At 65.0% G+C, this 23,072-nt stretch carries 24 protein-coding genes; 13 read left to right on the top strand and 11 right to left on the bottom strand.

The window, feature by feature from the left end:
* Positions 1-4 precede the first annotated feature (4 nt).
* Entirely contained in the window at positions 5-832 is an 828-nt protein-coding gene (locus IVB31_RS01745) for an MBL fold metallo-hydrolase (protein WP_247317802.1), read from the bottom strand.
* A 94-nt stretch (positions 833-926) separates the two neighbouring features.
* Here IVB31_RS01745 and IVB31_RS01740 point away from each other — a divergent pair, with 94 nt between their 5' ends.
* Positions 927-1,784 (top strand): LysR family transcriptional regulator, encoded by an 858-nt coding sequence (locus IVB31_RS01740; protein ID WP_247317800.1) that lies wholly within the window; start codon positions 927-929, stop codon positions 1,782-1,784.
* A gap of 16 nt (positions 1,785-1,800) precedes the next feature.
* Here the strand turns inward: IVB31_RS01740 and IVB31_RS01735 are convergent, their stop codons facing one another.
* On the bottom strand, positions 1,801-2,562 hold the full coding sequence (locus IVB31_RS01735) for a hypothetical protein (protein WP_247317797.1): 762 nt from the start codon (positions 2,560-2,562) through the stop codon (positions 1,801-1,803).
* Positions 2,563-2,577: 15 nt separating this feature from the next.
* Complete coding sequence (locus IVB31_RS01730; protein WP_247317795.1) at positions 2,578-2,766, bottom strand: hypothetical protein; 189 nt, start codon at positions 2,764-2,766, stop codon at positions 2,578-2,580.
* A 255-nt stretch (positions 2,767-3,021) separates the two neighbouring features.
* On the opposite strand from IVB31_RS01730, the gene IVB31_RS01725 reads away from it, so the two are divergent.
* A complete protein-coding gene (locus IVB31_RS01725; protein ID WP_247317794.1) occupies positions 3,022-3,996 on the top strand; it encodes a DUF2336 domain-containing protein in 975 nt (324 codons plus the stop codon).
* Here IVB31_RS01725 and IVB31_RS01720 read toward each other — a convergent pair.
* Genes IVB31_RS01720 through IVB31_RS01710 form a run of 3 tightly spaced genes read right to left on the bottom strand, consistent with a single transcriptional unit; the run spans position 3,993 to position 6,995 of the window.
* Positions 3,993-4,337 (bottom strand): DUF1491 family protein, encoded by a 345-nt coding sequence (locus IVB31_RS01720; RefSeq protein ID WP_247319361.1) that lies wholly within the window; start codon positions 4,335-4,337, stop codon positions 3,993-3,995. The two genes, IVB31_RS01725 and IVB31_RS01720, sit on opposite strands and share 4 nt — an antisense overlap.
* Positions 4,338-4,393: 56 nt before the next feature.
* Positions 4,394-5,095 carry a peptidoglycan-binding domain-containing protein gene (locus IVB31_RS01715; protein WP_247317791.1) on the bottom strand — a complete coding sequence of 234 codons (702 nt, stop codon included), beginning with the start codon at positions 5,093-5,095 and terminating at the stop codon, positions 4,394-4,396.
* Positions 5,088-6,995, bottom strand: a complete 1,908-nt coding sequence (locus tag IVB31_RS01710; protein ID WP_247317789.1) for an ATP-binding protein — start codon at positions 6,993-6,995, stop codon at positions 5,088-5,090. Before IVB31_RS01710 ends, IVB31_RS01715 begins: the two co-directional genes overlap by 8 nt.
* Before the next feature lie 408 nt (positions 6,996-7,403).
* On the opposite strand from IVB31_RS01710, the gene IVB31_RS01705 reads away from it, so the two are divergent.
* Entirely contained in the window at positions 7,404-7,829 is a 426-nt protein-coding gene (locus IVB31_RS01705; protein WP_247317787.1) for a DUF5330 domain-containing protein, read from the top strand.
* 67 nt (positions 7,830-7,896) lie between these two features.
* Positions 7,897-8,325 carry a SufE family protein gene (locus IVB31_RS01700; protein ID WP_247317786.1) on the top strand — a complete coding sequence of 143 codons (429 nt, stop codon included), beginning with the start codon at positions 7,897-7,899 and terminating at the stop codon, positions 8,323-8,325.
* Positions 8,326-8,447: 122 nt separating this feature from the next.
* Here IVB31_RS01700 and IVB31_RS01695 read toward each other — a convergent pair whose 3' ends face one another.
* Together IVB31_RS01695 and IVB31_RS01690 are read right to left on the bottom strand one after the other, a co-directional pair.
* The gene (locus IVB31_RS01695) at positions 8,448-8,864 is read right to left on the bottom strand and encodes a MucR family transcriptional regulator (protein WP_247317784.1); all 417 of its coding nucleotides are present in this window, start codon (positions 8,862-8,864) and stop codon (positions 8,448-8,450) included.
* A gap of 155 nt (positions 8,865-9,019) precedes the next feature.
* The gene (locus IVB31_RS01690; protein WP_247317782.1) at positions 9,020-9,868 is read right to left on the bottom strand and encodes a DUF308 domain-containing protein; all 849 of its coding nucleotides are present in this window, start codon (positions 9,866-9,868) and stop codon (positions 9,020-9,022) included.
* Positions 9,869-10,181: 313 nt separating this feature from the next.
* Between IVB31_RS01690 and IVB31_RS01685 the strand changes: the two genes are divergently transcribed.
* Together IVB31_RS01685 and IVB31_RS01680 are read left to right on the top strand one after the other, a co-directional pair.
* Positions 10,182-11,831: a glycosyltransferase family 39 protein gene (locus IVB31_RS01685; RefSeq protein WP_247317779.1), complete on the top strand. Its 1,650-nt coding sequence runs from the start codon at positions 10,182-10,184 to the stop codon at positions 11,829-11,831.
* Positions 11,832-12,012: 181 nt separating this feature from the next.
* A complete protein-coding gene (locus IVB31_RS01680) occupies positions 12,013-12,792 on the top strand; it encodes a class II aldolase/adducin family protein (RefSeq protein ID WP_247317776.1) in 780 nt (259 codons plus the stop codon).
* Positions 12,793-13,023: 231 nt separating this feature from the next.
* Here the strand turns inward: IVB31_RS01680 and IVB31_RS01675 are convergent, their stop codons facing one another.
* The 3 genes from IVB31_RS01675 to IVB31_RS01665 all read right to left on the bottom strand — a co-directional run bounded on the left by IVB31_RS01675 (position 13,024) and on the right by IVB31_RS01665 (position 17,530).
* Positions 13,024-14,418: a M20/M25/M40 family metallo-hydrolase gene (locus tag IVB31_RS01675; RefSeq protein ID WP_247317773.1), complete on the bottom strand. Its 1,395-nt coding sequence runs from the start codon at positions 14,416-14,418 to the stop codon at positions 13,024-13,026.
* Between the two features lie 25 nt (positions 14,419-14,443).
* Positions 14,444-15,772, bottom strand: a complete 1,329-nt coding sequence (locus tag IVB31_RS01670; protein ID WP_247317770.1) for a glycosyltransferase family 87 protein — start codon at positions 15,770-15,772, stop codon at positions 14,444-14,446.
* Positions 15,773-15,904: 132 nt separating this feature from the next.
* Complete coding sequence (locus tag IVB31_RS01665) at positions 15,905-17,530, bottom strand: helicase HerA-like domain-containing protein (protein ID WP_247317769.1); 1,626 nt, start codon at positions 17,528-17,530, stop codon at positions 15,905-15,907.
* Positions 17,531-17,878: 348 nt separating this feature from the next.
* Here IVB31_RS01665 and IVB31_RS01660 point away from each other — a divergent pair, with 348 nt between their 5' ends.
* From IVB31_RS01660 to IVB31_RS01630, 7 genes are all read left to right on the top strand, one after another.
* Complete coding sequence (locus tag IVB31_RS01660) at positions 17,879-18,244, top strand: DUF2267 domain-containing protein (RefSeq protein WP_247317768.1); 366 nt, start codon at positions 17,879-17,881, stop codon at positions 18,242-18,244.
* A 26-nt stretch (positions 18,245-18,270) separates the two neighbouring features.
* The gene (locus tag IVB31_RS01655) at positions 18,271-18,678 is read left to right on the top strand and encodes a DUF4332 domain-containing protein (RefSeq protein ID WP_247317766.1); all 408 of its coding nucleotides are present in this window, start codon (positions 18,271-18,273) and stop codon (positions 18,676-18,678) included.
* Positions 18,679-18,910: 232 nt separating this feature from the next.
* Positions 18,911-19,795 carry a dihydropteroate synthase gene (gene folP / locus IVB31_RS01650; RefSeq protein WP_247317764.1) on the top strand — a complete coding sequence of 295 codons (885 nt, stop codon included), beginning with the start codon at positions 18,911-18,913 and terminating at the stop codon, positions 19,793-19,795.
* Positions 19,792-20,160 carry a dihydroneopterin aldolase gene (gene folB / locus IVB31_RS01645; protein WP_247317762.1) on the top strand — a complete coding sequence of 123 codons (369 nt, stop codon included), beginning with the start codon at positions 19,792-19,794 and terminating at the stop codon, positions 20,158-20,160. Before folP ends, folB begins: the two co-directional genes overlap by 4 nt.
* A 1-nt stretch (position 20,161) precedes the next feature.
* On the top strand, positions 20,162-20,653 hold the full coding sequence (gene folK / locus IVB31_RS01640; protein ID WP_247317760.1) for a 2-amino-4-hydroxy-6-hydroxymethyldihydropteridine diphosphokinase: 492 nt from the start codon (positions 20,162-20,164) through the stop codon (positions 20,651-20,653).
* Between the two features lie 81 nt (positions 20,654-20,734).
* Positions 20,735-22,606, top strand: a complete 1,872-nt coding sequence (locus tag IVB31_RS01635; protein ID WP_247317758.1) for a methylmalonyl-CoA mutase family protein — start codon at positions 20,735-20,737, stop codon at positions 22,604-22,606.
* Complete coding sequence (locus tag IVB31_RS01630; protein WP_247317756.1) at positions 22,603-23,067, top strand: GFA family protein; 465 nt, start codon at positions 22,603-22,605, stop codon at positions 23,065-23,067. The genes IVB31_RS01635 and IVB31_RS01630 overlap by 4 nt, the downstream gene beginning before the upstream one ends.
* Positions 23,068-23,072: the final 5 nt, after the last annotated feature.

Here is a 23,072-nt window from a genome sequence, read left to right as displayed (position 1 = left end):
GCGATCAATGCGTGCCGCACCGGCAGCGTTCGTAGTCGACGGGATCGTGGCTGTTGACGATCGTGACGCGGTCGCCGTGGTCGCGTTTCAGCGCGCGCAGCCGCGCCTGGTTGGCAATCCGCATGCCCCGGTCCATGTCGCCCTTGCGCTGGAAATAGCCCAGCATCAGCGGCATGCGGGGCGATGCGTCGAGCTGGGCGTGATGGAAATAGCTGTCGCCGGCATGCAGCAGCCATCTGTCGCCTGACCGCACCGCGATGCCGCAATGGCCGAGCGTGTGGCCGGCGAGCGGGATCATCAGGATGTCGGCGTCGTTGTCGCCGAGCGCGCGCACGCCCTCGAAGCCGAACCAGTCTTCGCCGGCTTCGCCGTAGAATGTCCAGCTCGGTCCGTGGCTCCACTGTCCGGTGACATAGCGCCCCTCGGGCGGCGCCGGCTTGCGCAGCACCGCCATGTCGTATTCGGCGCGGTGGACGTGGATCGCGGCATGGGGAAAGTCGGGCACGCCGCCGGCGTGATCGCGATCGAGATGCGTCAGCAGCACGTGACGCACGTCTTTGGGTGAATAGCCAAGCGCCTTCACCTGCTGCACCGCCGTCTCCGCCGGATCGAGCCTCGGCGCGGTCTGCCGCAGCCATCGCCGACCCAGCCGCTCGGGTGCTGCGATATCACCAAGCCCAATGCCGGTATCGACCAAAGCGAGCCCGCCATTGGTCTCCACCAGCAGACAATGACAGACCAGGCGGGCGCGCTGGAACAGGCTGCCGGAGCCGTTTACGAGGCGCCGCCCCATCGGACACATCGTGCCGGTGTTGAGATGGTGGATTTTCATCGCGCGTCCCTGCCTGTTGCGAGCAGAGCGTTCTTGTCATCGCTCGATCCATAGGTAAAATATAGATTATTGATGTCATCTCTAGGACGATCCTATGGATATCCGCGAGCTTCGCTATTTCGCCGCCGTCTACCGCGAACGCAATCTGACCGCCGCGGCACGCACCTGCTTCGTGTCGCAGCCATCGATCTCGACTGCGATCACCAGTCTTGAGGCCGAGCTCGGCACCACGCTGTTCATCCGCCACAAGAAGGGCGTTGCGCCGACGGCCTCGGCGGAGCAGTTTCATGCACTGGCCCGCCGCATCATCGACGAGACCGATGCCGCGCGCAGCCTGTTCAGGAGGCCGGCGACCAGGACCACCGTCACGCTGGGCCTGATGCGGACGCTCGACGTGCCCAGAACGATCGCGCTGCTCAAGCCGCTGACGGCCCGCGCCGACATCGCGCTCCGCCTCGTCGGCAGCGACGAGCGTGCCGATGCGCGGATCATCTCGAAAACCATGCTGCGCAATGACGAGCATTTCGTCGCGCTGTGGAGCGAGCGCTATGTCGCGGTGCTGCCGCCGTCGCATCCGCTGACGCTGAAAGAGAAGCTGCGCGCCGTCGATCTCGCAGATGCTCCGCTGATCGACCGCTGCCATTGCGAGCAGAGCGAATTCTTCGGTCGCGCTTCAAAGCGGGGCCAGACCGCGGCGATCGCGCAATCGGAAGACTGGGCCATGGCATTGGTCGCGGCCGGCGTTGGCATCGCCATCGTTCCGGAAGGCGTGGCGCGCGGCAATCCCGACGTCGCCGTGCGCGAGATCGAGGTCAAGGTGAAGCGCGAGGTCGGGCTCGCCTATCGTGCCTCGGTGCCGCTGGCGGATGCGCTGAAGGATTTTGTCGGCAAGCTCCAGAAGCAGCGCACCAGGCCCGATGCAATCAAGCGCCGGCGCACAGCCGCAAGATGATCAGCCCTTGAAATGATCAGCCCTTCGAGACGACCGCGCGGCCGTAGGGCGGCTGGGCCGCGACCGGGGGGTTGGCGGTCTGGGCTGCGAGCTCACCGATCAGCCGGTCGGCATCGGCGGCCATGCCGTCGGGCGCCTGGATCACCAGCCGCTCCAGACCCCAGCGATAGGACGAGACGCGCTGCTCGAGGCACTGCTGCACCCATTGGATGATCAGCGAATTTTCCTGCATGCGCTCGACCGCGTCCTCCTTCTCCTTCGGCGAGAGGCCGGAGACGCGTGCCATGCTGGCATTGCGCTTCTTGTCGAGGTCGATGACGCGGATCGCGGAGCCGAAGAACGGCTCGAAGCGGGTGATGTCGTTGCGCACGTCCTCGATCATCTGCGCATAGCGCGAGGAATGCGAACGGTGCGGCTCGTCGATCAGCGTGCGTCCATACATGGTGCGGTCGAACACGATCTTTTGCCGCCAGGGCGAGGGCAGCGCCTTGTAGTCGCCGAACACGCTCTTCCAGGCAGGCCGCGACAGCGGCGGCTCGATCAGGGGATAGGCGAGGTCGCGCAGCTGGCGCTCTTCGTCGGTGAGCTGGAATTGTGACGGCTTCAGGCCGACGCTGGAGGTGACTTCCGCGCCCAGCCAGCGATGCATGTCGTCGCTGCGCATGTCGGCGCGGGTCCGGCCGAAATCGCCGCCGCTACAGGCGGCGAGGCTCGCGCCCAGCAATGCGAGCAGGACGGCCGTCAAGAAAGGCCGGATCTGGCGGAGGTTTTCCGGCATTGCAAATGCCGAAGGCTAGCGGCGGCGACGACGGCGCCCCGGCGCTGTGCCCTGCTCCGGCCCTTGATCGCCGCTGGTTTCGTCGCTGTCGCGCTCGATGCGGATCACGGGGAGGATCAAAATCGTTCCCATGCCCGCGCGCGGAGCCACGTCCCCCGACGAGCCCACCCGGCGACCGGCCGGAAATTCAATGATGGTCCCCATGTCAGCTCTCTATCAATTGCCACGCGACCCGGCGCGCTCATGCAACGTGCATTCATTAAGATCAGTTCATGGTTAACGGGGTGTAAACGGGCCGACCCGGACCGTAACCGCACGGGCCGGACCCGTCGTCCCGTTGCGGCACGGGAACGCTTCAAAATACGCCTTCGGCTTCACGCCTCGTTTTCCTTAACGAGCCTTTAAAGGGGGCTGCGATAGGCTGCCTGCGAGTATCTTTTCCAGGTCGCGTATCTCTCCATGACCAAGTCGCTGTTTCCCGGATTCGACGGGCTGATGAACCTCTCCCGTCGCGAAGGCGTCGATGTTCGCCCGACGCTGCTGCGCGTGCTCACCGACCTCTACGTTCAGGCGCCCGCCCACAACGCGGACGAGCAGCGCCAGTTCGTCGAGCTCGCCACGCGGCTGATCGACCAGGTCGACGATGCGACGCGCGCGGCCGTCAAGGCGAAGCTTGCGATCTATCCGCAGACACCCGTCCCGGTCCTTCAGAAGCTCGGGCTGGTCGCGGCCCAGGAAGGCCGCAGGGTTCCGCTCGCGCGCGAAATCCCGGCTCCGGCGCCTACCCCCTCACCCGTCCGCACGCCGACCGCCGCCGAGCTGCGCATGGCCGCCAACATGGCGATGCAACCGAAGGAAGCGGCTGAGATCCACGACATGTTCTTCGGCGCCGCGGCCTCGCAGCGCGCGTTGATCCTGCACAATCTGGCGCAAACGCCGCTGAAGGCCGCGCCGCGGATTCCGACCGTGCGCGCCAAGCGCGCGATCCAGATCCTGGAGATGGCGGCGATTGCGGGCGACGTCGAGAATTTCACCTTCGAGCTCGGCGACAGCCTGATCCTGCCCTCGCGCGTCGCCGCCCAGATCGTCGACGACGCAAGCGGCGAAGCGCTCGCGGTGGCGGCGCGCGCGCTCGACATGCCGAGCCCGGTGTTCCAGCGCATCCTGCTGTTCTTCAAGCCGGAGATCGGAAACTCCGTGACCGACGTGTACCGGCTATCGCGGCTCTACGATCGCCTCAGCGACCGCTCGGCGCTGGTGATGCTGGCTGCGTGGCGCGGCTCGACGCTCGCCGTCACCCGCGCAAAGTACCAGCCCTCGCTGCATGACAGCGAGCGCCAGCGCGCGCGTGCGGGCGCCAGCCAGACGCGCCCGGGCGTGCAGCCCGGCTCCGCGCCTGCGGTGCGGACGGGCACTGATGGATCGGACCGCTAGGTCTTCGCCAGTTCGAGGAAATGCCGGCCTGCCCGATCCTCGGTCTCGACGATCCAGGCATCCGGGTCGAAGCGGACTTCCTTGGTCAGCCGCTCTTCGACAGCAGGTTCAGGCATCGGCTGCGCCGCAAGCGGGACAAAGAAGCGATCCACCGGCCGTCCGTCATCATAGGAGGTCTGTGGCGCCGGCACGTACAGCATCGCATTGCCGTCGAGCAGCGACACCTTGACGAACACAGCGCCCGCCTCTTCGGCTCCGCGACGGCGCACCGCGCCGAACACGCCCTCGGTCTGGCAGCGGCGCAGATAGGCTGCGACCCAGATATTTGATTTCAGACGCATGAGCGCACGATAGGCCAGTGCTGCAATCAGCACCAGCCTTCGCGCAAGCGTAGCGACTATTCGACGGGATGGCCGATGGCGGCGCCGAGTTCGCGCAGCAGGCGCTCGGACACTTGCCCTGTGACCTGCATCTTGTGCTCGCGCTCGAATTTCTGAATCGCGGACTGGGTCTCGCCGCCCATCGTGCCCGTGATCTTCAAATTCCCGTAGCCGTATTCGGACAGCGCGCGCTGCACGCCGGCGATACGCCGCGCGGCCGGGCCTTGCTGCACCGGAATCGGCGCCGGCGGACGTGCGACGGCAACGGACGGCGGCGCCGAAATCGTTTGCTTGACCAGATTGGTCATGGGATCGGCCGTGCGCGGCGTCGATGCGGTCGCTTCGACGGGCTTCTCCGGCGGCTTCTCCGCAGGTCTGGGCTCGGCGCGAAACTCCGTCGCTCTCGGCTCGAGCGGCGAGGTATCGGCGCCGACGGGACGCGGACGCGGCAACGGGTTCGGCAGCGGCAGGGACGACGGCGCGGGAAGATTGATCACGGTGCCGAACATCGGCGCCGGATGCCGGCCGGTCTGGAGGAACAGCGCATTGGCAACGATCGCGCTGATTGCGGCAACGGCGACGAGACCGGCCAGCGTATCCTTGGGGCTGTGCAGCAGCACGCGCAACACGAGATTGCGCTCGGTCTCGACGTCGATGACCGCGGCCTTGGCGCCACGGCGGCGCGGAGCGGTTTCGTCCTTGGCAGACTTCTTAGGCACTTTTCTTCACCAGAGCGGGTTGGTCCTGAACTTGGTCGTGCGACTCCTGACGCAGCACCGGCGTCAGCGTCGTGATCTTGCTCTCGCCCGCCTCGGACGTCTTTCTATCCGACATCATTTTATCAGACGACTTTCCATCAGACGACTTTCCATCAGACGACTTGGCTTGCGGCGTGTAGACGAGCGGCAGCTTGACGGTGACGGCGGTGCCTTCGCCGAGCCTGCTTTGTACCGTCAATTCGCCGAGATGCAACGCCACGAGGCTCTTGACGATCGAAAGACCAAGACCAGTGCCTTCGTGGCGTCGCTGATAGGTCTTGCCGGCCTGGAAGAACGGCGCGCCGATGCGCTTGAGATCGTCAGGCGCGATGCCGATTCCGGTGTCGCTGATGCGCAGAGCAAGCTGCGAGCCGGACACAGCGGCTGTTACGGTGACCTGACCGCCGCGCTCGGTGAACTTGATGGCGTTGGCGACGAGGTTGAGCACGATCTGCTTGAAGGCGCGCGGATCGCCGGTCATGACGGGCAGGTCCTGCGGCGCATCAGTAACGAGATCGACGCCGTTCTCCCGCGCCTTCAGCGCCAGCAGATTGCAGCAATGCATCAACGAAGCGCGCGGCGCGAACGGCTCGGACGCAATCTCGAAATTGCCCGATTCCATCTTGGACATGTCCAGGATGCCGTTGACGACCGAGAGCAGATGCTGGCCGGAATCGTTGATGAGCTGGGCGTATTCCCTGCGCTGGGCCGCGCCCAGCATCAAGGTCTGCTCCTGCGCGATCATCTCCGAGAAGCCGATGATGGCGTTGAGCGGCGTACGCAATTCATGGCTCATGGTGGCGAGGAAGCGCGTCTTGGCCGCATCGGCCGCCTCGGTGGCGCTGCGGGCCTGGTCGAGCGCCTCCTCCCCGTGCTTGCGATCGCTGACGTCGCGCATCACGGCGACGACGTCGGCCTCGCGCGCGGCATCACGGCCTATATCCTGATCGAGCGGGCGGCAGCGCATCTCGACCCAGATGAAATCAATCTGGCCACGCTCCGAGCCGACAGGCTCCCGGCGCAACCGGAACTCGACGCTGCGCACGTCGCCGCGCGCGGCATCGGACAGCGCCGTCAGATACGCCGGGCGATCGGCGACATGGACGCGATCGAACAGGCCGTGGCCGAGCAGCCGCGCGACGGGCATGCCGAGCATGGCTTCCACCGCCGGCGAGATGAACTGCACCGCGCCGTTGCGCTGATGCCGCGAGATGACATCGCTCATGTTCCGCGCCAGGAGGCGGTAACGCTCCTCCTCTCGCGACAGCAGCGTAACGCTGGTACGCGCGAGCGATTCCGCACCGAAGGCGAGGCCCGCAGCATAGAGCGTCGCCGAGGCGACGCCGAACGCCATCAGCACCCCGCGTTGCGCGGCACTGGTGTCGCCAATCGGCAGCCAGCCGAGCTGGCTGACGAGGATCAGAACGCCGGCGCAGGACAGCGCGAGCAGCGAGGCAAAGGCCGCGACGCGGCGCGAGGCCGACAGCGCAGCTTCGAGGGGAACCACGACCAGCCAGATCGTCGCGAATGATTCGATGCCGCCGGTCGTCACCGCAATCGACATGATCAGGCCCGCGAGCGCCAGCGACGACAGCACATGCGCGCCTTCATAGCGGCCGGTGCGCGACAGGAACCAAGACAACAGGATCGGTGCGATCAGCCAGGCGAAGGCGGCGACCTCGATCGCGCTCGGTGCGCCGCGCATGGCGAGATAGACCGGGAATGCGGCAAAGGCGGCCAGGCTGCCGAGCAGCCGCGGGGCCATGAAGGCACGATGGCGCGCTCGCGTCAGCGCGTCGTAACGCGCGGAGGGATGCAGCAGCGCATCGAGACAATCGCGGATGATACTCAAAACTGTCACGGGTCTCGCGCTTCAGCTCACTCGTCTTTGGAAGACGCGCCGGAACGCCTCCTTGTCGTTGAGCCACCGTGTCAGAGCGACCTTAAACGAACACTAAGGCGGCGCGGCATGCCGCCGGACACCGTGTCGTCGCAGGGCTTTTTAGACGATTTGACGCTGACATCGGCGAGGATGGTGAACACAGGGTTTCACCGTGATCCGCATGGTTTCGAAATGGTGGATGCGCGTGCCGGCAGAAATCGCGGGCGTGGACGTCAATCGAAAATTTACCGGAACGTCGTTTGCGAAGATTTCTGCGTAAATTTTCCGCGAATTAAGCGGAAGGCAATCACTTGCGATTTATCGAGAGTTGCTAGGTCCGACATCCGCGGAGATCGCCGCGGCGGGGTCTAACATACAGGTCGCAAGATGCGCTTTCTGCTTCGCATCACATTCTGGCTCGGGCTAGTGCTGGTGCTCCTGCCGCGGGACAAGACGCCCGACTCGGAGAAGCTGCCGCAGATCGGCGCCGCCGATGCGGTGCAGGCTGCGACCGCGGCCGTCTCCGACATGACCCAGTTCTGCAAGCGCCAGCCCGCGGCCTGCGAGGTCGGCGGACAGGCCGCGACCATCATCGGCCAGCGCGCACAGGACGGCGCGCGCAAGATCTACCAGATCATCAACGACAAGAAAGAGCAGCTCGAGAAGCCCGACAAGAAGGCGCCCGACCATACCGGCTCAATCGCGCTGGCCGGCGAAGGCGATGCTGCTGCGAGCGAGTCGCCGCGCGACACCCTGTCCCAGGACGACCTCGCGCTGGAATGGCGCGGCCCGACGCCTGCGCCGGCGAATTAGCCCCCAAACCCTATCGATTTCACGCGCCTGCGTCCTTATATTGGCCTGAACGGGAACACGGGCCAGCATGACGACGATCGACGAAATCAGGGACAATTTCGAGATTCTGGACGAGTGGGACGACCGCTACCGGTACGTCATCGAGCTCGGCCGCACCCTGGAACCGATGCCCGAGGCCGAGCATTCGGCCGAGAACAAGGTGAACGGCTGCGTCAGCCAGGTCTGGCTCCAGAAGCTGGTCAATCGCGATGGCGGCGCGCCGATCCTGAAATATCGCGGCGACAGTGATGCCCACATCGTGCGCGGGCTGGTCGCGATCGTGCTGTCGCTTTACTCCGGCCGCACGCCGCAGGAGATCCTTGCGACCGATGCGATCGCGGTGTTCGACGAGTTCGGCTTTCGCGATCATCTGACGCCGCAGCGTTCCAACGGCCTGCGCTCGATGGTCGAACGGATCAAGACCGACGCCAAAGAGGCACTCGCGGAGGCTTCTTAAAGACCCTCATGGTGAGGAGCGCGAAGCGCGTCTCGAACCATGAAGGCCCGGCTCCCGCCCGCGGCGATCCTTCGAGACGCCCGCTTTGCGGGCTCCTCAGGATGAGGGCGGAGTGCGTGGCTCTACTTCCGCTTCCGCTGCTGCTGCCCCAGTCCCATCTGCTTCGCAAGCTGCGAGCGCGCCACCGCGTAGTTCGGCGCGACCATGGGATAGTCGGCCGGCAGGCCCCATTTCTCGCGGTATTGCTCGGGTGTCATGTTGTACTGGGTGCGCAGATGGCGTTTCAGCGACTTGAAGCGCTTGCCGTCTTCCAGACAGACCAGATAGTCCGGCGCAATCGACTTCTTCAGCGACACCGCCGGCTTCGCCGGCTCGAGCGGCGCCGTCTCGGCGCGGCCCGACGAGACACGCACCAGCGCGCCATGCACCTGGCTGATCAGGTTCGGGATATCAGTGGCCGGCGTCGGATTGTTGCCGACATAGGCCGACACGATGCTCGCCGTCAGCTCAATGACATTCTTAGCCCCGGGATCCGACATGGGCCCGACCTTTCTCCACCTTGCGTCTCACGGGATTGACGACGCCAAAGTATTCCGTGTCAACAATACGTTCGGCTGAAATAAGACGACTGACGAATTTGAGCTGATTACTGGCGACGTGACAAGAACGGCGGCACTTTACTTGGACGTGGGCCTCAGGACCGCTGATCGAGATGGGCGCGCAGCTCGTCGATCGAGGCAAAGCGCATCATGCCCTCCGGCATCTGCGCTTCGATCGAGCCGTCGGAATACAGCGAATAGGCCATGCCGTCGACGATGCCGGATTTGAGCACGGTCACGGGCGCCTGCTCGAGCGCTGGCGCCGGCTCGGGTGCAGGCGGGGGAGCAACCTCCGCGAATGTCGACGGCGAGCGCGGCGGCGGGCGCCGCGAGGCGACCGTCGGCTCCGGAGGTCTCATACGGTCCGGCTTCGGCCAGGCGTCGTCAAAGCTCGCAGGCGGAATGTCCGGTGGCGCCGCTGACGAATCTGCATGCGGCTGCGGCGACAAGCCCTCGCCGGACTTCGCCTCCGCGCGCTCGCGCTCCTTGCGGGAACTCGAGGCGAACATCAGGTTACGCCGGCGCGGGGGTTCCGGAGCCTCAGGGGCGTGCGGAACTTCCGGCTCCGGCAGCGGCTCGGCGCGCGGACGCTCTCGTGCGGCCGTTTCGTTCTGCCACGGCTGCGCCCCGGCGGTTGGCGGTGGCGGCTCGGTCTTTGCTGGGCCCGCCGGCTCGGGCGTTCCAGGCATCGCGAGGCCCGGCAGCACGGGCCTGACCCGTACATCGGGCGATGCGACCGATCCAGCCAGTCGGCGGGCGATACCCTTCAGTTCCGCGGCCACGACGTAGAGGCCGGCCAGTAACATCCCGGAGCAGACGCCAATCGTGCCGGAGATTATGAGGGTACTGCCGAGACTGAATTCCCTGACGGTGAAGCCAAACAGGATCGCAAGGAGGCCCGCCACCATGGCGAAAATCCCAGCGATCAACAAAGCCAAGGTCATCGAACTCACCCCCGGCCGCGTAGCCATACGCGACACCCGTCACGCCACGATACCGTCATACGGTGTTCCACGCCAACGGCGAATTGGAGCCCGCGTTCCTAAAGGAAAGGAAATCAGGGACTTATTCACATTCCCTTCAGCTACGGCCCGCTACTTTTGGGTTGCTCTCAAGTTGGTCGGATTTGCTGCGTCGCATCAGGAATTTAGCCATAATGCCCAATTACTTGCTAATGGAACTGCGCTATAGGGATTCCGGGGAACAGGCCCGCGCGCACCAGCAGGGCCAAGAGGGGATTCCGGGTCACCAATAGCCATGACATCCATCACGACTTCGGCGATCGACACGCCTCTGCGGCGCTCGGTTGAACGGACTTGCGACGATCTCGCGATGCTGGTGCTGGCTGCGGTCGCCATCACGGCCGGCCTGACCTTCCGCGACTACGGACTCGGCTGGGACGATTACACCCACGCCGAATATGCCGACCTGCTGCTGCGCATGTTCGGTTCCGGTTTCAGGGACACCGCGGCGCTCTCCTTCGCCAATCTCTATATGTATGGCGGCGGCTTCGACATGGTCGCGGCGCTCCTGCACAAGGTGATTCCGCTCGAGCTGTTCGAGACGCGCCGTCTGGTCGGCGCCGTCGTCGGCGTGATCGGACTTGCGGTGACGTGGCGGCTCGGCCGCCGTATCGGTGGCCCCCTTGCGGGCCTCGCCTCACTCCTGCTGCTCGCGCTCTGCCCGATCTTCTACGGCCACATGTTCATGAATCCGAAGGACGCGCCCTTCGCGGTGGCCATGATCATCCTGATGCTGGGCCTCGTCCGCCTCGCCGAGGAATATCCAAAACCTTCGCCGCGCACGATCCTCATCATCGGCCTCGGCGCCGGCCTCTCGCTCGGCACCCGCATCCTCGGCGGCCTGGCGCTGGTCTACGCCGTGATCGGCTTCATGCCGCTGTTGCTGGAAGAGCTACGCAGCGAGGGCCTGCGCGAATCGATCCGCCGCTTCGCTCATGTCGTCTACGTGCTGCTGCCCGGCCTCGCGCTCGGCTACCTCGTGATGGGGCTGATCTGGCCGTGGTCGATCATGGAGCCCGGCAACCCCTTCGAGGCGCTGACGTACTTCTCGCACTTCTTCGAGAAACCCTGGAAGGAAATGTTCGACGGCGCGATCGTATCCGTGCCCGACATGCCGTGGTCCTACCTGCCGACGCTGTTCGCGCTTCAGCTGCCCGAGGTGATGCTGGTGCTGATGTTCGGCGCCGTGATCGGCACCTTCGCTATATTGCCGCGTAGCGAGGTTCCCGCCCGCCGCAAGACCATCCTGCTGATGCTGACGCTCGCCGCGACCCTGCCACTCGCGATCGCGATGGTGAAGCGGCCGGCACTGTACAACGGCATCCGCCACTTCGTCTTCGTGATCCCGCCGATGGCGGTGCTCGGCGGCGTCGCCTTTGCCTGGGCCATGGAGCGCCTGCGCACCAATCACCGCACCTGGCAGCCGGTCGTGCTCGCCACCTTCTGCTTTGGCCTGGCGCTCTCGCTCGCCGAGATGATCCGGCTGCATCCCTATCAATACACCCACTTCAACCACATCGCCGGCACCGTTCGCGGTGCCGACGACCGCTTCATGCTGGATTATTGGGGCCTCGCGCTGAAGCAGGCCTCCGACGAATTGCGCGAGCAGCTGGTCGAACGCCAGGAAGTGCCCCCGCGCAACCGCAAATGGAAGGTCGCCGTGTGCGGTCCGCAGCGCCCCGCCCAGGTCGCGCTCGGCCCCGACTTCACCATCGGCTGGGATTCCAATGCCGCCGATTTCGCCATGACGCTCGGCGAGTTCTACTGCAAGGGCCTGACCGCGCCCGTGCTGGTCGAGATCAAGCGCGACGACGTGGTGTTTGCCCGCGTCTACGACATCCGCGGCAGCAGCATTTCCAGCCTGCTCTCGATCCCGGCGCCGTAAATTTCTTCTCTCTTGTAGCCCGGAGGAGCGAAGCGGAATCCGGGACCTTTGGTGAAGCCCCCCGCATTCCGCTTCGCTCCATGCGGGCTACGCTGGACTGCCGCGCTTTCAGCGCCTTGCCGCCGGCACCAGCCGAGACTACGCTCCCTCCCCGCAACAATGATGTTCGGAGAGATGTGCCATGTCGCCAGCGGAAGCGCGCCTGAAGGAAGTGCCGTCGAACATGACGGAGGCGGAATGGCAGCAACGGGTCAATCTCGCCGCCTGCTATCGCCTCGTCTCGCTCTACGGCTGGGACGACCTGGTCGACACCCACATCTCCGCGCGCGTGCCCGGCCCCGAGCATCACTTCCTGATCAATCCTTACGGACTGATGTTCGACGAGATCACGGCGTCGAGCCTGGTCAAGGTCGATCTGCACGGCAACCAGCTCTCCGAGAGCGAGTACAGCATCAACCCGGCCGGCTTCACCATCCATTCGGCGATCCACGAGGTGCGCGAGGACGCGAACTGCGTGCTGCATCTCCACACCCTCGACGGCACCGCGGTGTCGAGCAGCGCCGAAGGCCTGCTGCCGCTGAACCAGACCGCGCAGCTCGTCACCCACGACCTCGCCTATCACGATTATGAAGGCATCGCGCTCGACCACGACGAGCGGCCGCGGCTCCAGAAGGACCTCGGCGACCACAACCACATGCTGTTGCGCAACCACGGCACGCTGACGGTCGGCCGCTCGGTCGCCTCCGCCTTCGAGCGCATGTATCACCTCGAGCGCGCCTGCTCGATGCAGGTGCGCACCCGCGCGCTCGGCACGCCGGTCTATCCGGTCGACGACGTCGCGATCGACAAGAACACCGAGCTGCTCGCCAACCGCGACCGCGCCGAGCTGCGCGCCACCAAGCTGGTGTGGCCGCCGCTGCTCCGCAAGCTGGACCGCGAGCTGCCGGGCTACCGGTCTTGAGATTTTCCGGATTTGGTGTAGGGTAGTCGCCAACCAACCTCTACGCCTTTTGGAATGAAACGCCGCCCAATTCCGGGCGGCGTTTTTATTCGTGAGGGCGCAGGTGTCGTAGGGTGGGTTAGCGAAGCGTAACCCACCAACTTCGTCCCGCACTCGCGGAGGCATGGTGGGTTACGCCTTCGGCTAACCCACCCTACGCACCGTGCTCGCAATGACGAGGACCGAGTGCCCTTACTTCACCTCTGCCAACGCGGCCAGGATCCTTGCCCAGGAGCGGATGCCCTTCTGGAAGCTGCGGAGATCGTATTTCTCGTTCGGCGAGTGGATGTTGTCGTCGTCGAGGCCGAAGCCGACGAGCAGCGAGTCGAGCCCCAGCGTGCGCTTGAAGTCGGCGACGATCGGGATCGAGGCGCCCGAGCCCATCAGCACCGTCTCCTTGCCCCATTCCTCCGTCAGCGCCTTGCTGGCGGCGGCGAGCGGCTTCATGTTCCAGTCGAGCGCGACCGCGGGCGCAGCGGAATGGTCGCCGAACTCGACCTTGCAATCGCCCGGAAGGCGCGCCGACACGTAATCGCGAAAAGCCTTGCGGATCGTTTGGGGATCCTGGCCCTCGACCAGGCGGAACGAGACTTTTGCCGAGGCGTGCGACGGGATCACCGTCTTGGAGCCCTCGCCGATATAGCCGCCCCAGATGCCGTTGACGTCGCAGGTGGGACGCGAGGACGCCTGCTCGATCAGGAGCCGCCCCTTCTCGCCGGCCGGGATCGACAGCCCGATCGGCTTGAGGAACATCTCTGGCGTGAGATTGAGCTTCTTCCACTGCTCGAGGATATCCGGCGGCAGATCCCTCACTCCATCATAGAAGCCCGGGATGGTGATGCGGTTGTCGTCGTCGAACAGGCCGCCGAGAATTTTCGTCAGCACCCGGATCGGGTTCATCGCGCTGCCGCCGAACACGCCGGAATGCAGATCGCGATTGGCGGCGGTGATCTTCAGCTCTTCATAGAGCAGTCCGCGCAGCGAGGTCGTGATCGCCGGCGTGTTGCGGTCCCACATGCCGGTGTCGCACACCAGCACGTAGTCGGCCTTGAACTCGTCCTTGTTGGCCTCGATGAAGGGGACGAAGTTCTTCGAGCCGACCTCCTCCTCGCCTTCGATTAGGAAGGTGACGTCGATCGGCAGCGATCCCGTCACCTTCTTCCAGGCGCGGCAGGCCTCGACGAAGGTCATGACCTGGCCCTTGTCGTCCTCGGCGCCGCGCGCGACGATGATCTTGCGGCCGTCGGCATGGTCGGTGACGACAGGCTCGAACGGCGGACGGTGCCACAGATCGAGCGGATCGACCGGCTGCACATCGTAATGGCCGTAAAAGATCACATGCGGCCGTCCGCCCGCCCCGGTCTTGCCGACGATGGCGGGATGACCGGCGGTCGGCCTCACTTCGGTGGCCACGCCGAGGCTTGCGATGTCCTTGGCAAGATGCTCGGCCGCCGCCTTGCAGTCTTTCGCAAAGGCCGGATCGGCGGAGATCGACTTGATCCGCAACAGCGAGAACAGGCGCTCCAGGCTGTTGTCGAAATCCTTGTCGATGTGGTCGAGCACGGATTGAAGCTGCGCATTGGCCATGGTCGTATTCCCTGCTTTTCGAGTCTCAAGATGGCTGCGGTTGTAGCCCTGCCGCGGCGTCGGAGCCAGCCGCAACCGGCGGATGCCGGATGTGCCAGGCGAGGCTACCGGCGAGGACCGCCGTGGCCGCGAGGTTATTGCCCCAGGCCTGGAGGACATTGGGAAACCATGGCAGCGCCAGCAGCATGAGGATTCCGGCGGCGCCAAGCGCGAGCCAGGTTCCCAGGCGTACGTTGGCCCGCTCGTCGAAGGCGGCACGATGCATCAGCACCGTCATCGGGAAGAACAACCACATGAAGTAGTATTGCCGCGCCAGAGGCGATGCCACCGTCATCAGGCAGAACAGGATGCCGAGCTCCTCCGCATCCGAGCGCGCTGTTCGCCGCGCCTGCGGGGGCATCACCGCGAGGAAGCCGAGCCCGAGCAGTGCCGAGACCGCGAGTACAATCCAGTTCGCCGTCTTGTAGTCGACGTCGATGACATTCATCGTGCGCGGCGGCTTGTTGGGATCCTCCTGATTGTAGTTGATCGGGCGGACCAGCCGGTGCGTCACCGCAATGAGGGACTGGTTGACCCACGACCAGTTCTGCTCGTCGCGCTGGCCAAAACCCTTTTCCGAACTCGCTCCCACCATGCCCTGATACCAGGTCTTGAGCTCGGCGGCGTTGCGCTCGAAGCCGCGAATTGGCGCCGGCACGACATAAAGCAGGATGCCGGTGAACGCGACCGTAGCGAGGACGGCTCCCCACTTCCTGCGCCAGACCAGATAGGGCAGCACCGCAATGGGAAACACCTTGATCGCGGTGGCGAGCGCGAACATGAAGCCTGCGAGCCAGGAGCGCTGATGCTGCAAGCTCCAGAAGCCGTAGAGCATCATCGCCAGCAGGACGAGGTTCGGCTGGCCAAGATCGAACATGTCGAACACGAAGGTCACGGTGGCGAGGGCCGGCAGTGCTTCGAGCCAGGGGCCGGCCTTGCGGCCCGATCCAGTCATGGCATTTGAGAACATGCCCGTGTACCACCATGCCATCACGTTCAGGATCGACAGCACGGTGTAGAGCGCGATCTTGCCGAACCAGCTCGGGATCGCCAGCAGGATCGCCGGCAGCGGTGGGTAGATGAACTCGAAATACTGACGGATGTCGCCGGGATAGAGCGGCCCATCCTGCAAGACCTGCCGCCCGGCCCAGTACCACAGCCCGTAATCCTTGGTCTTACCGTGGCCGAAGATCTCGGGACCGAGAACGTCGGCGGTCAGGACGAAGCAGCAAAGCACGAAGAGCAGGTCGAGCGGGGCACGCAGCGACAGGGTTCGGAATGCGCCGGGTGCGGCGAAAGATTCAGGTGAGGTCACGGTTTGGTCCAGTCAGGGGCCATAGCACCTAGCAGACCGACGGACGCTTGGAGAGCCCCCTTCACCCGAATTCTTACCGTCGCGCCCAACCGGCCGGCTTGTGGACGAACTGCCTCAAGCAAGGCTTGCTGCCTACCGCCGCAGCAACCCGCCGAGCGCGCCGCGGACCAGCGTACGGCCGATCGAGCCACCGAGCTGGCCGGCGACCGACTTGCCGATATTGGCCGCCATCCCCCCGATCACCTGGTTGGTGACCGATCGGGTCACGTCGCGGGCGATGACCTGGCCCGCCGACATGCGGCCGCGCTTGACGTTGGTGCCGAAGATGGTGCCGACGATCGAGCCGATCTGACCAAGGATGCCGCCTCCAGCTCCCCCGGCCGCGCCGGGATCGGCAGTCGCAGCCGTGCCGGCAATGCGCTTCTGGATCATCTCATAGGCGGACTCTGCATCGACGGCGGTGTCGTATTTGCCCTTCACCGGGCTTGCATCCATGATCGCCTTGCGCTCTTCCGGCGTGATCGGTCCGATCCGGGCCGATGGCGGCCGGATCATCACCCGCTCGACCATCGCCGGCGTCCCGTTGCCTTCGAGAAAGGACACCAGCGCTTCGCCCTTGCCGAGCTCCATGATCACCTTGGCGGTATCGAGCTTCGGGTTGGGCCGAAAAGTCTGGGCCGCAGCAGTGACCGCTTTCTGATCGCGCGGGGTGAAGGCGCGCAGCGCGTGCTGCACCCGGTTGCCCAATTGTCCGAGCACGCGATCGGGCACGTCGATAGGGTTTTGCGTCACGAAGTAGACGCCGACGCCCTTGGAACGGATCAGGCGCACCACCTGCTCGATCTTGTCCATCAGCGCCTTCGGCGCGTCATTGAACAACAGATGCGCCTCGTCGAAGAAGAACACCAGCTTCGGCTTGGGCAGGTCGCCGGCCTCGGGCAGCTCCTCGAACAGCTCTGACAGCATCCACAGCAGGAATGTCGCGTAAAGCCGCGGGCTCTGGAGCAGCTTGTCGGCAACGAGGATGTTGACCATGCCGCGGCCGTCACGGTCGGTCTTCATGAAGTCCTTCAGCGTCAGCGCCGGCTCGCCGAAGAATTTGGTGCCGCCCTGGTTCTCAAGCACCAGGAGCTGGCGCTGGATGGTGCCGACGGTGGCCTTGGTGACGTTGCCAAAACCCTGCGCCGCCTTCTTGATGTCGGCAAGCGAGCTGTCCTCGACATCCGCGCCCTTCTTGCCGCCATCCGGCACGATGGCATCGAGCAGCGCGCGCAGATCCTTCATGTCGATGAGGGTCAGGCCGGCGTCGTCGGCAACACGGAAAGCGACGTTGAGCACGCCCTCCTGCACGTCGTTCAGGTCGAGCATGCGCGCGAGCAGAAGCGGCCCCATCTCGGTGACGGTCGCCCGCACCGGATGGCCCTGCTCGCCGAAAACGTCCCAAAACACCGTCGAAAACTGGTCGGGCTGGAACGTCAGTCCCATCTCGGTGGCGCGCTTGACGATGAAATCCAAGGGCACGCCGACCTCGGAGATGCCGGAGAGATCACCCTTGATGTCGGACGCGAACACCGGAACACCGGCGCGCGCAAATCCTTCCGCCATGACTTGCAGCGACACCGTCTTGCCGGTTCCGGTTGCACCGGTAACGAGACCATGGCGATTGGCGAGCGCCAGCGTCAGCCATGCCTGCTCGTCTCCCTTGCCGACGAAGATCTTGTCGTCGGTATCGCCGGGCTTGCTGTCCTGTGCGGCCATTATTCTCTCTGATCTCTCTGCCGTGTTTCGCGTATTGAAACTCGAATGCACCAGTTCCGTAGTTTAACGCATGTCGCACGCCGATTAAAACCATTCAACGCGCTCCAAGCATGCGACATTGTCGGAAACATGCGGGCGACATCAGCCGAAAGTAGGAACGACGCATTCGCACCGCGGCATTTTTTCGCCGATTCCATCGCCGCTCTTGCATCGCTGCAACACTTTCCCCGCGTTCGAGAATGAATCGGAACGTTGGTTACGTTCATCGCTTGTATTTCACATCACACCGGCTCAAGATCATTTTCGAGAGCAATACCCGGCATGTGAACCGGCTGAGGGGCAGGCCATATGGACGAGCTGATCGGACGGCTGGCGACAAACGCCAGCATAGATAGTGCTGTGGCTGAAAAGACCGTCGGCATTATCCTGGGCTTCCTCCGCAACGAGGGTCCTTCCGACAGCGTCCAGGCCCTGATCGATCATATCCCCGGTGCGGAGGCCGCAATCGATGCATCCACCAGCGGCGGCGGACTGTCGCGGCTGATGGGCGGCGGCCTGATGGCGGTCGGCACGCGCCTGATGGGCCTGGGACTTGGCATGTCCGAGATTCAGAACATTGCTCGTGAACTTTTTCGCTTCGGCAGAGACAAAATCGGAGCGGATCAGATGGGCAAGATCATTGCGGGGACGCCGGGCCTCAGCCAGTTCGCCTGAAGCTTGCGCATTTCATATCGAGTATCATGACATATCCGATTTCCGAGATTGAGGGCCTGTCGGCCTTTGCCGCCAACAAGCTGAAGGCGCAAGGTATCCGCACCACCGATGCGCTGCTCGAGGCGGCCTCAACCGTGAGGGGCCGCAAGGCGCTCTCCGCCAAGACCGGCATCAGCGAGCAGCTGCTGCTGGAATGGGCCAACGTCTCCGACTACATGCGCATCCCCGGCATGGGCCGGGCCAAGGTCGGCCTGGTCCGCGCCGCCGGCGTCACCACCGTGCGCGAGCTCGCCTATCGGAATCCGGCAAGGCTCGCCCAGAGCATGCGGGATGCCAACGAGAAGAAAAAGCTCCTCCGCATCCTGCCCTCGGAAAAGTCGGTCGGCGACATCATCGCCAAGGCGAAGAAGCTCGCGCCGAAGATTTCGTATTAGGACGGCATCTCTCTCAGCGTACAGATTGCAGCGTTAGCTCTCGGTGTCATACCCGCGCGAAAGCGGGGTATCCAGTACCGCCGCGGCTTCTCCGTATCATGGCACTGCCTCGGAATACTGGATTGCCCGCCCCAGTGCGCAAATGCGCACAAGGCGGGCAATGACAGCGAGCAGGCAACGACCGCCCCCTGCCATCTTGACTCCCCCTCCCCGACCGCGCAAAGCCACGCGCATGAATGCCTCGCCCTCTCCATCCGTTCCGGCGGCCGGTTCAGTCGGGCCCGACGTGCTGCGGACGCTATTGCAGCGGCCGATCCCGGCGGTGATGGGCGTGCTCAACGTCACCCCGGATTCCTTCTCCGACGGCGGCGAATTCATCGCGCCCGAGCAGGCGCTCGTGCGGGCGCGGGCGATGATCGAGGCCGGGGTCGACATCATCGATATCGGCGCCGAGTCCACCCGACCCTACAAGGGCGCCCGGCCGGTCACGGCCGACGACGAGCTGGTACGGCTGAAGCCGGTGCTGGCAGGCGTCGTGGCGCTCGGCGTGCCGGTATCGATCGACAGCATGAAGGCGGAGGTCGTCGCCTTCGCGCTCGACCAGGGCGCGGCGATCGCCAACGACGTCTGGGGCCTGCAACGCGACGCCGGCATGGCGCCGCTGCTTGCCACCAAGGGCGTCCCAATCATCGTCATGCACAACCGCGACAGCGTCGATCCCGCCATCGACATCATCGCGGACATGACCGCGTTCTTTCAGCGGTCGCTGGAGATCGCGGCGCAAGCCGGCATCGCCCGCGACAAGATCGTGCTCGATCCCGGCATCGGCTTCGGCAAGACCGCCGAGCAGAGCATGACCGCACTGGCGCGGCTGCGTGACTTCGACCTGTTCGGCCTGCCGGTCCTGGTCGGCGCCTCGCGCAAGCGCTTCATCGCCTCGGTGTCGCCGTCTGAGCCGAAAGAAAGACTCGCCGGCTCGATCGCCGCGCATCTGATTGCCGCCCAGCGCGGCGCGAAGATCATCCGGACCCATGACGTCGCCGAGACCTTGCAGGCCCTGCGGGTGGCGCACGCAATCGAGAGCAAGCCAGAGAGCAAGCCAAGAGGCAAGCAATGACCGATACGATCTTCGTGACCGGCCTGTCGATCCACGCCCGCCACGGCGTGATGGATCACGAGACCGAAGTCGGCCAGCGTTTCGTCATCGACCTCGAGCTCTATACCGACCTGTCGGAGCCTTCGCGCAGCGACCGGCTCGCCGATACCGTATCCTACGCCGAAGTCGTGGCGACCACGACCGCGGCGTTCAAGAACACCAACTACAAGCTGCTGGAGCGCGCGGCCGGCGCGGTGGCCGACGCCATCCTGGCGCACTTCCCGCGCATCCGCGCCGTGAAGATCACCGTGCACAAGCCGCACGCGCCGATCGCCGCAATCTTCGACGACGTCGGCATCATGCTGACGCGCTCGCGGCACCCCTGACATGGCGAGCGTCCTCATTGCGCTCGGCGGCAATGTCGGCGAGGTCCGCGCGACGTTCCAAAAGGCGATCGCCCATATCTGCGGCATGGCGCAGGCCGCGTTGATCGCGCGCTCCTCAGACTATGCGACGCCGCCCTGGGGCGACGAGGACCAGGATCCCTTCATCAACGCCTGCGTCGAGATCGAGACCGACCTCGATCCGCACGCGCTGCTGTTCGTGATGCAGAAGGTCGAGCAGAAATTCGGCCGCACGCGGACTAAGGAGCGGCGCTGGGGGCCACGGACGCTCGATCTCGACATGATCGCCTATGACGATGTGTCGATGCACAAGCCCGACCTGACCTTGCCGCATCCGCACCTGTTCGAGCGCGCCTTCGTGCTGGTGCCGCTGGCCGAAATCGCGCCTGACCGCGTGATATCAGGCATTCGTGTGCGTGACGGGCTCGCCAGCGTCTCGACGCAAGGCATTGAGCGGCTTCCGGATACCGGTTAACCAAAAACAACCGTTTGCAGAGACGGCCGGCCGTGGCAATTTCGCCTGCGAATAACAAGATTTTCGGGAGCCCCTCGCCGCATGACATCCGTGACTGACGACCTGCCGCTGGCGGCGGATTTTCCCAAGGCGACCGTCGACGACTGGCGCAAGCTGGTCGACGGCGTGCTGAAGAGCGCGCCGTTCGAGAAGCTGGTCGGCAAGACCTATGACGGAATCAAGATCGATCCGCTCTATCCGCGCGCCAAGGGCGTGGCACCCGTGGTGGGACGGCCGGCGGCGGCGCCCTGGCAGATCATGCAGCGGATCGACCATCCCGATGCAGCGCTTGCGAACGCGCAGGCGCTGACGGACCTGGAGAATGGCGCGACGGGGCTTGCACTGGTGTTCGCCGGGGGCAGTGGCGCTCACGGTTTCGGGCTGGAACCTTCGGCCGAAGCGGTCGCAAAGGTCTTGAAGGATATTCATCTCGATGCCGGCATCGGCCTCGAGCTCCAGATCGGTCCGCAATCGCGGATGGCGGCGATCCACGTCGCGGAACATGTGAAGAGCAACGGCCTCGATCCCGCTGCCTGCGACATCCGCTTCGGGCTCGACCCGCTCGCGGCCGGCGCGGTGTGGGGCCACAGCCCCTATACTTGGCACGAGATCGTTCCGGCCGTCACCGGCGCCATCAAGGGCCTCGCCGCGCTCGGCTTCAAGGGGCCGTTTGCTTCCGCCGACGGCCGCGTGATCCATGACGCCGGTGGCTCCGAGGTGCAGGAGCTCGCCTTCGTGCTCGCCTGCGGCGTCGCTTACCTGCGCGCGATCGAAGGCGCCGGCGTTCCCCTGGAACAGGCGCAGGGCATGGTCTATACGCGGCTCGCCGCCGATGCCGACCAGTTTTTGACCATGGCAAAATTCCGCGCGCTGCGGTTGCTGTGGGCGCGCATCGAGACGGCCTGCGGGCTCACGCCAAAACCGCTGTTCATCGCCGCCGACACCGCCTGGCGCATGCTGACGCAGCGCGACCCTTACGTGAACATGCTGCGCGCAACCATCGCGACGTTCGCGGCGGGGCTCGCGGGCGCCAATGCGATTACCGTGCTGCCGCACACATTGGCGCTCGGGCTGCCCGACCCGTTCGCGCGGCGCGTTGCGCGCAACACGCAAGCCCTGCTGCTGGAAGAGAGCAACCTCGCCAAGGTCTCTGATCCCGCCGCTGGCGCAGGCGGCATCGAGACGTTGACGGCGCAGCTCTGCGAAGCGGCCTGGGCGCTGTTCCAGGAGAGCGAGAAGGCCGGCGGCGCCTTTGCCGCGCTTCAGCAGGGCCTGTTCCAGAGCAAGGTCGCGGCCGCGCGAAAATCGCGCGACGCCAACATCGCAAAGCGCCGCGACGTGCTGACCGGCGCCAGCGAGTTTCCGAACCTGCATGAGCGCGAGACGGCGGTGCTGGCGGCGACGCCAATTGCGCTCGCACCTTACGGCGAGCAAAAATACAAGTTCGATGCGCTGCCGCCGATCCGGCTTGCGGAACCGTTCGAGGCGTTGCGCGACAAATCCGATGCGGCATTGAAGACGCGCGGCGCGCGGCCGAAAGTGTTTCTGGCGAACCTCGGAACGGCCGCCGATTTCACCGCGCGTGCGACTTTCGCAAAAAGCTTCTTCGAGGCCGGCGGCATCCAGGCCGTCGACAGCGAGGGCTTTGCCGATCCGGCCACGCTCGTAGCCGCGTTCAAGGCCTCCGGTGCCGAGCTCGCCTGCCTTTGTTCCAGCGACAAGGTCTATGCGGAACACGCCGAACCCACGGCGAAGGCCCTGCAAACCGCAGGTAGCCGACATATCTATCTGGCAGGCCGTCCGACTGATGCCGAGGCGGCCCTGCGCGCGGCCGGCGTCACGGGCTTCGTCTTCGCCGGTGGCGATGCACTTGCGACGCTGCACGACGCCTATCGACGGATGGAGCAGCCATGACGGAGACAACCAAACCCGTTCTCGCCGGCGGCTGCCAATGCGGGGCGGTCCGCTTTGCGCTGACGGCAGCACCCAACAAAGTCTCCATCTGCCATTGCCGGATGTGCCAGAAGGCGAGCGGCGCGCCGTTCGCCTCCTTCGCCGATATCAACAAGGCGGACCTTGCCTGGACCAAGGGACAGCCGTCGTTCTTCCGCTCCTCCACGATCGCCGAGCGCGGCTATTGCGCGGCGTGCGGCACGCCGTTGAGCTTCGGCCGCATCGACGGCGACCGGATCGAGATCATGACCGGCGCCTTCGACCGCCCCGACCACGTTGTGCCGACGCGGCAGTACGGAACCGAATCCCGCCTCGGCTGGGTGGTCGGCATCTCCAATTTGCCGAGCCAGACCACGCAGCAGAATTACGGACCGGAGAAGATGGCGACCATCGTCAGCCATCAGCATCCGGATCACGATTGAGCGCC

The sequence above is a fragment of the Bradyrhizobium sp. 21 genome, from assembly GCF_023073335.1.
In the GTDB taxonomy this organism is placed as follows: domain Bacteria; phylum Pseudomonadota; class Alphaproteobacteria; order Rhizobiales; family Xanthobacteraceae; genus Bradyrhizobium.
The sequence above is the reverse complement of the archived record's forward strand: the minus strand, read 5'-3'. Positions and strand labels throughout refer to the sequence as shown.

Excerpts from the sequence above, each read along its gene's own strand:
- IVB31_RS01635 (WP_247317758.1), top strand. The coding sequence starts at position 20,735 with ATGACATCCGTGACTGACGACCTGCCGCTGGCGGCGGATTTTCCCAAG.
- IVB31_RS01725 (WP_247317794.1), top strand. The coding sequence starts at position 3,022 with ATGACCAAGTCGCTGTTTCCCGGATTCGACGGGCTGATGAACCTCTCC.
- IVB31_RS01690 (WP_247317782.1), bottom strand. The coding sequence starts at position 9,868 with ATGACCTTGGCTTTGTTGATCGCTGGGATTTTCGCCATGGTGGCGGGC.
- IVB31_RS01680 (WP_247317776.1), top strand. The coding sequence starts at position 12,013 with ATGTCGCCAGCGGAAGCGCGCCTGAAGGAAGTGCCGTCGAACATGACG.
- IVB31_RS01720 (WP_247319361.1), bottom strand. The coding sequence starts at position 4,337 with ATGCGTCTGAAATCAAATATCTGGGTCGCAGCCTATCTGCGCCGCTGC.
- IVB31_RS01695 (WP_247317784.1), bottom strand. The coding sequence starts at position 8,864 with ATGTCGGATCCCGGGGCTAAGAATGTCATTGAGCTGACGGCGAGCATC.
- IVB31_RS01730 (WP_247317795.1), bottom strand. The coding sequence starts at position 2,766 with ATGGGGACCATCATTGAATTTCCGGCCGGTCGCCGGGTGGGCTCGTCG.
- IVB31_RS01660 (WP_247317768.1), top strand. The coding sequence starts at position 17,879 with ATGGACGAGCTGATCGGACGGCTGGCGACAAACGCCAGCATAGATAGT.
- folK (WP_247317760.1), top strand. The coding sequence starts at position 20,162 with ATGGCGAGCGTCCTCATTGCGCTCGGCGGCAATGTCGGCGAGGTCCGC.
- IVB31_RS01745 (WP_247317802.1), bottom strand. The coding sequence starts at position 832 with ATGAAAATCCACCATCTCAACACCGGCACGATGTGTCCGATGGGGCGG.
- folP (WP_247317764.1), top strand. The coding sequence starts at position 18,911 with ATGAATGCCTCGCCCTCTCCATCCGTTCCGGCGGCCGGTTCAGTCGGG.
- IVB31_RS01675 (WP_247317773.1), bottom strand. The coding sequence starts at position 14,418 with ATGGCCAATGCGCAGCTTCAATCCGTGCTCGACCACATCGACAAGGAT.
- IVB31_RS01705 (WP_247317787.1), top strand. The coding sequence starts at position 7,404 with ATGCGCTTTCTGCTTCGCATCACATTCTGGCTCGGGCTAGTGCTGGTG.
- IVB31_RS01630 (WP_247317756.1), top strand. The coding sequence starts at position 22,603 with ATGACGGAGACAACCAAACCCGTTCTCGCCGGCGGCTGCCAATGCGGG.
- IVB31_RS01655 (WP_247317766.1), top strand. The coding sequence starts at position 18,271 with ATGACATATCCGATTTCCGAGATTGAGGGCCTGTCGGCCTTTGCCGCC.
- IVB31_RS01700 (WP_247317786.1), top strand. The coding sequence starts at position 7,897 with ATGACGACGATCGACGAAATCAGGGACAATTTCGAGATTCTGGACGAG.
- IVB31_RS01740 (WP_247317800.1), top strand. The coding sequence starts at position 927 with ATGGATATCCGCGAGCTTCGCTATTTCGCCGCCGTCTACCGCGAACGC.
- IVB31_RS01665 (WP_247317769.1), bottom strand. The coding sequence starts at position 17,530 with ATGGCCGCACAGGACAGCAAGCCCGGCGATACCGACGACAAGATCTTC.
- IVB31_RS01685 (WP_247317779.1), top strand. The coding sequence starts at position 10,182 with ATGACATCCATCACGACTTCGGCGATCGACACGCCTCTGCGGCGCTCG.
- IVB31_RS01735 (WP_247317797.1), bottom strand. The coding sequence starts at position 2,562 with ATGCCGGAAAACCTCCGCCAGATCCGGCCTTTCTTGACGGCCGTCCTG.
- folB (WP_247317762.1), top strand. The coding sequence starts at position 19,792 with ATGACCGATACGATCTTCGTGACCGGCCTGTCGATCCACGCCCGCCAC.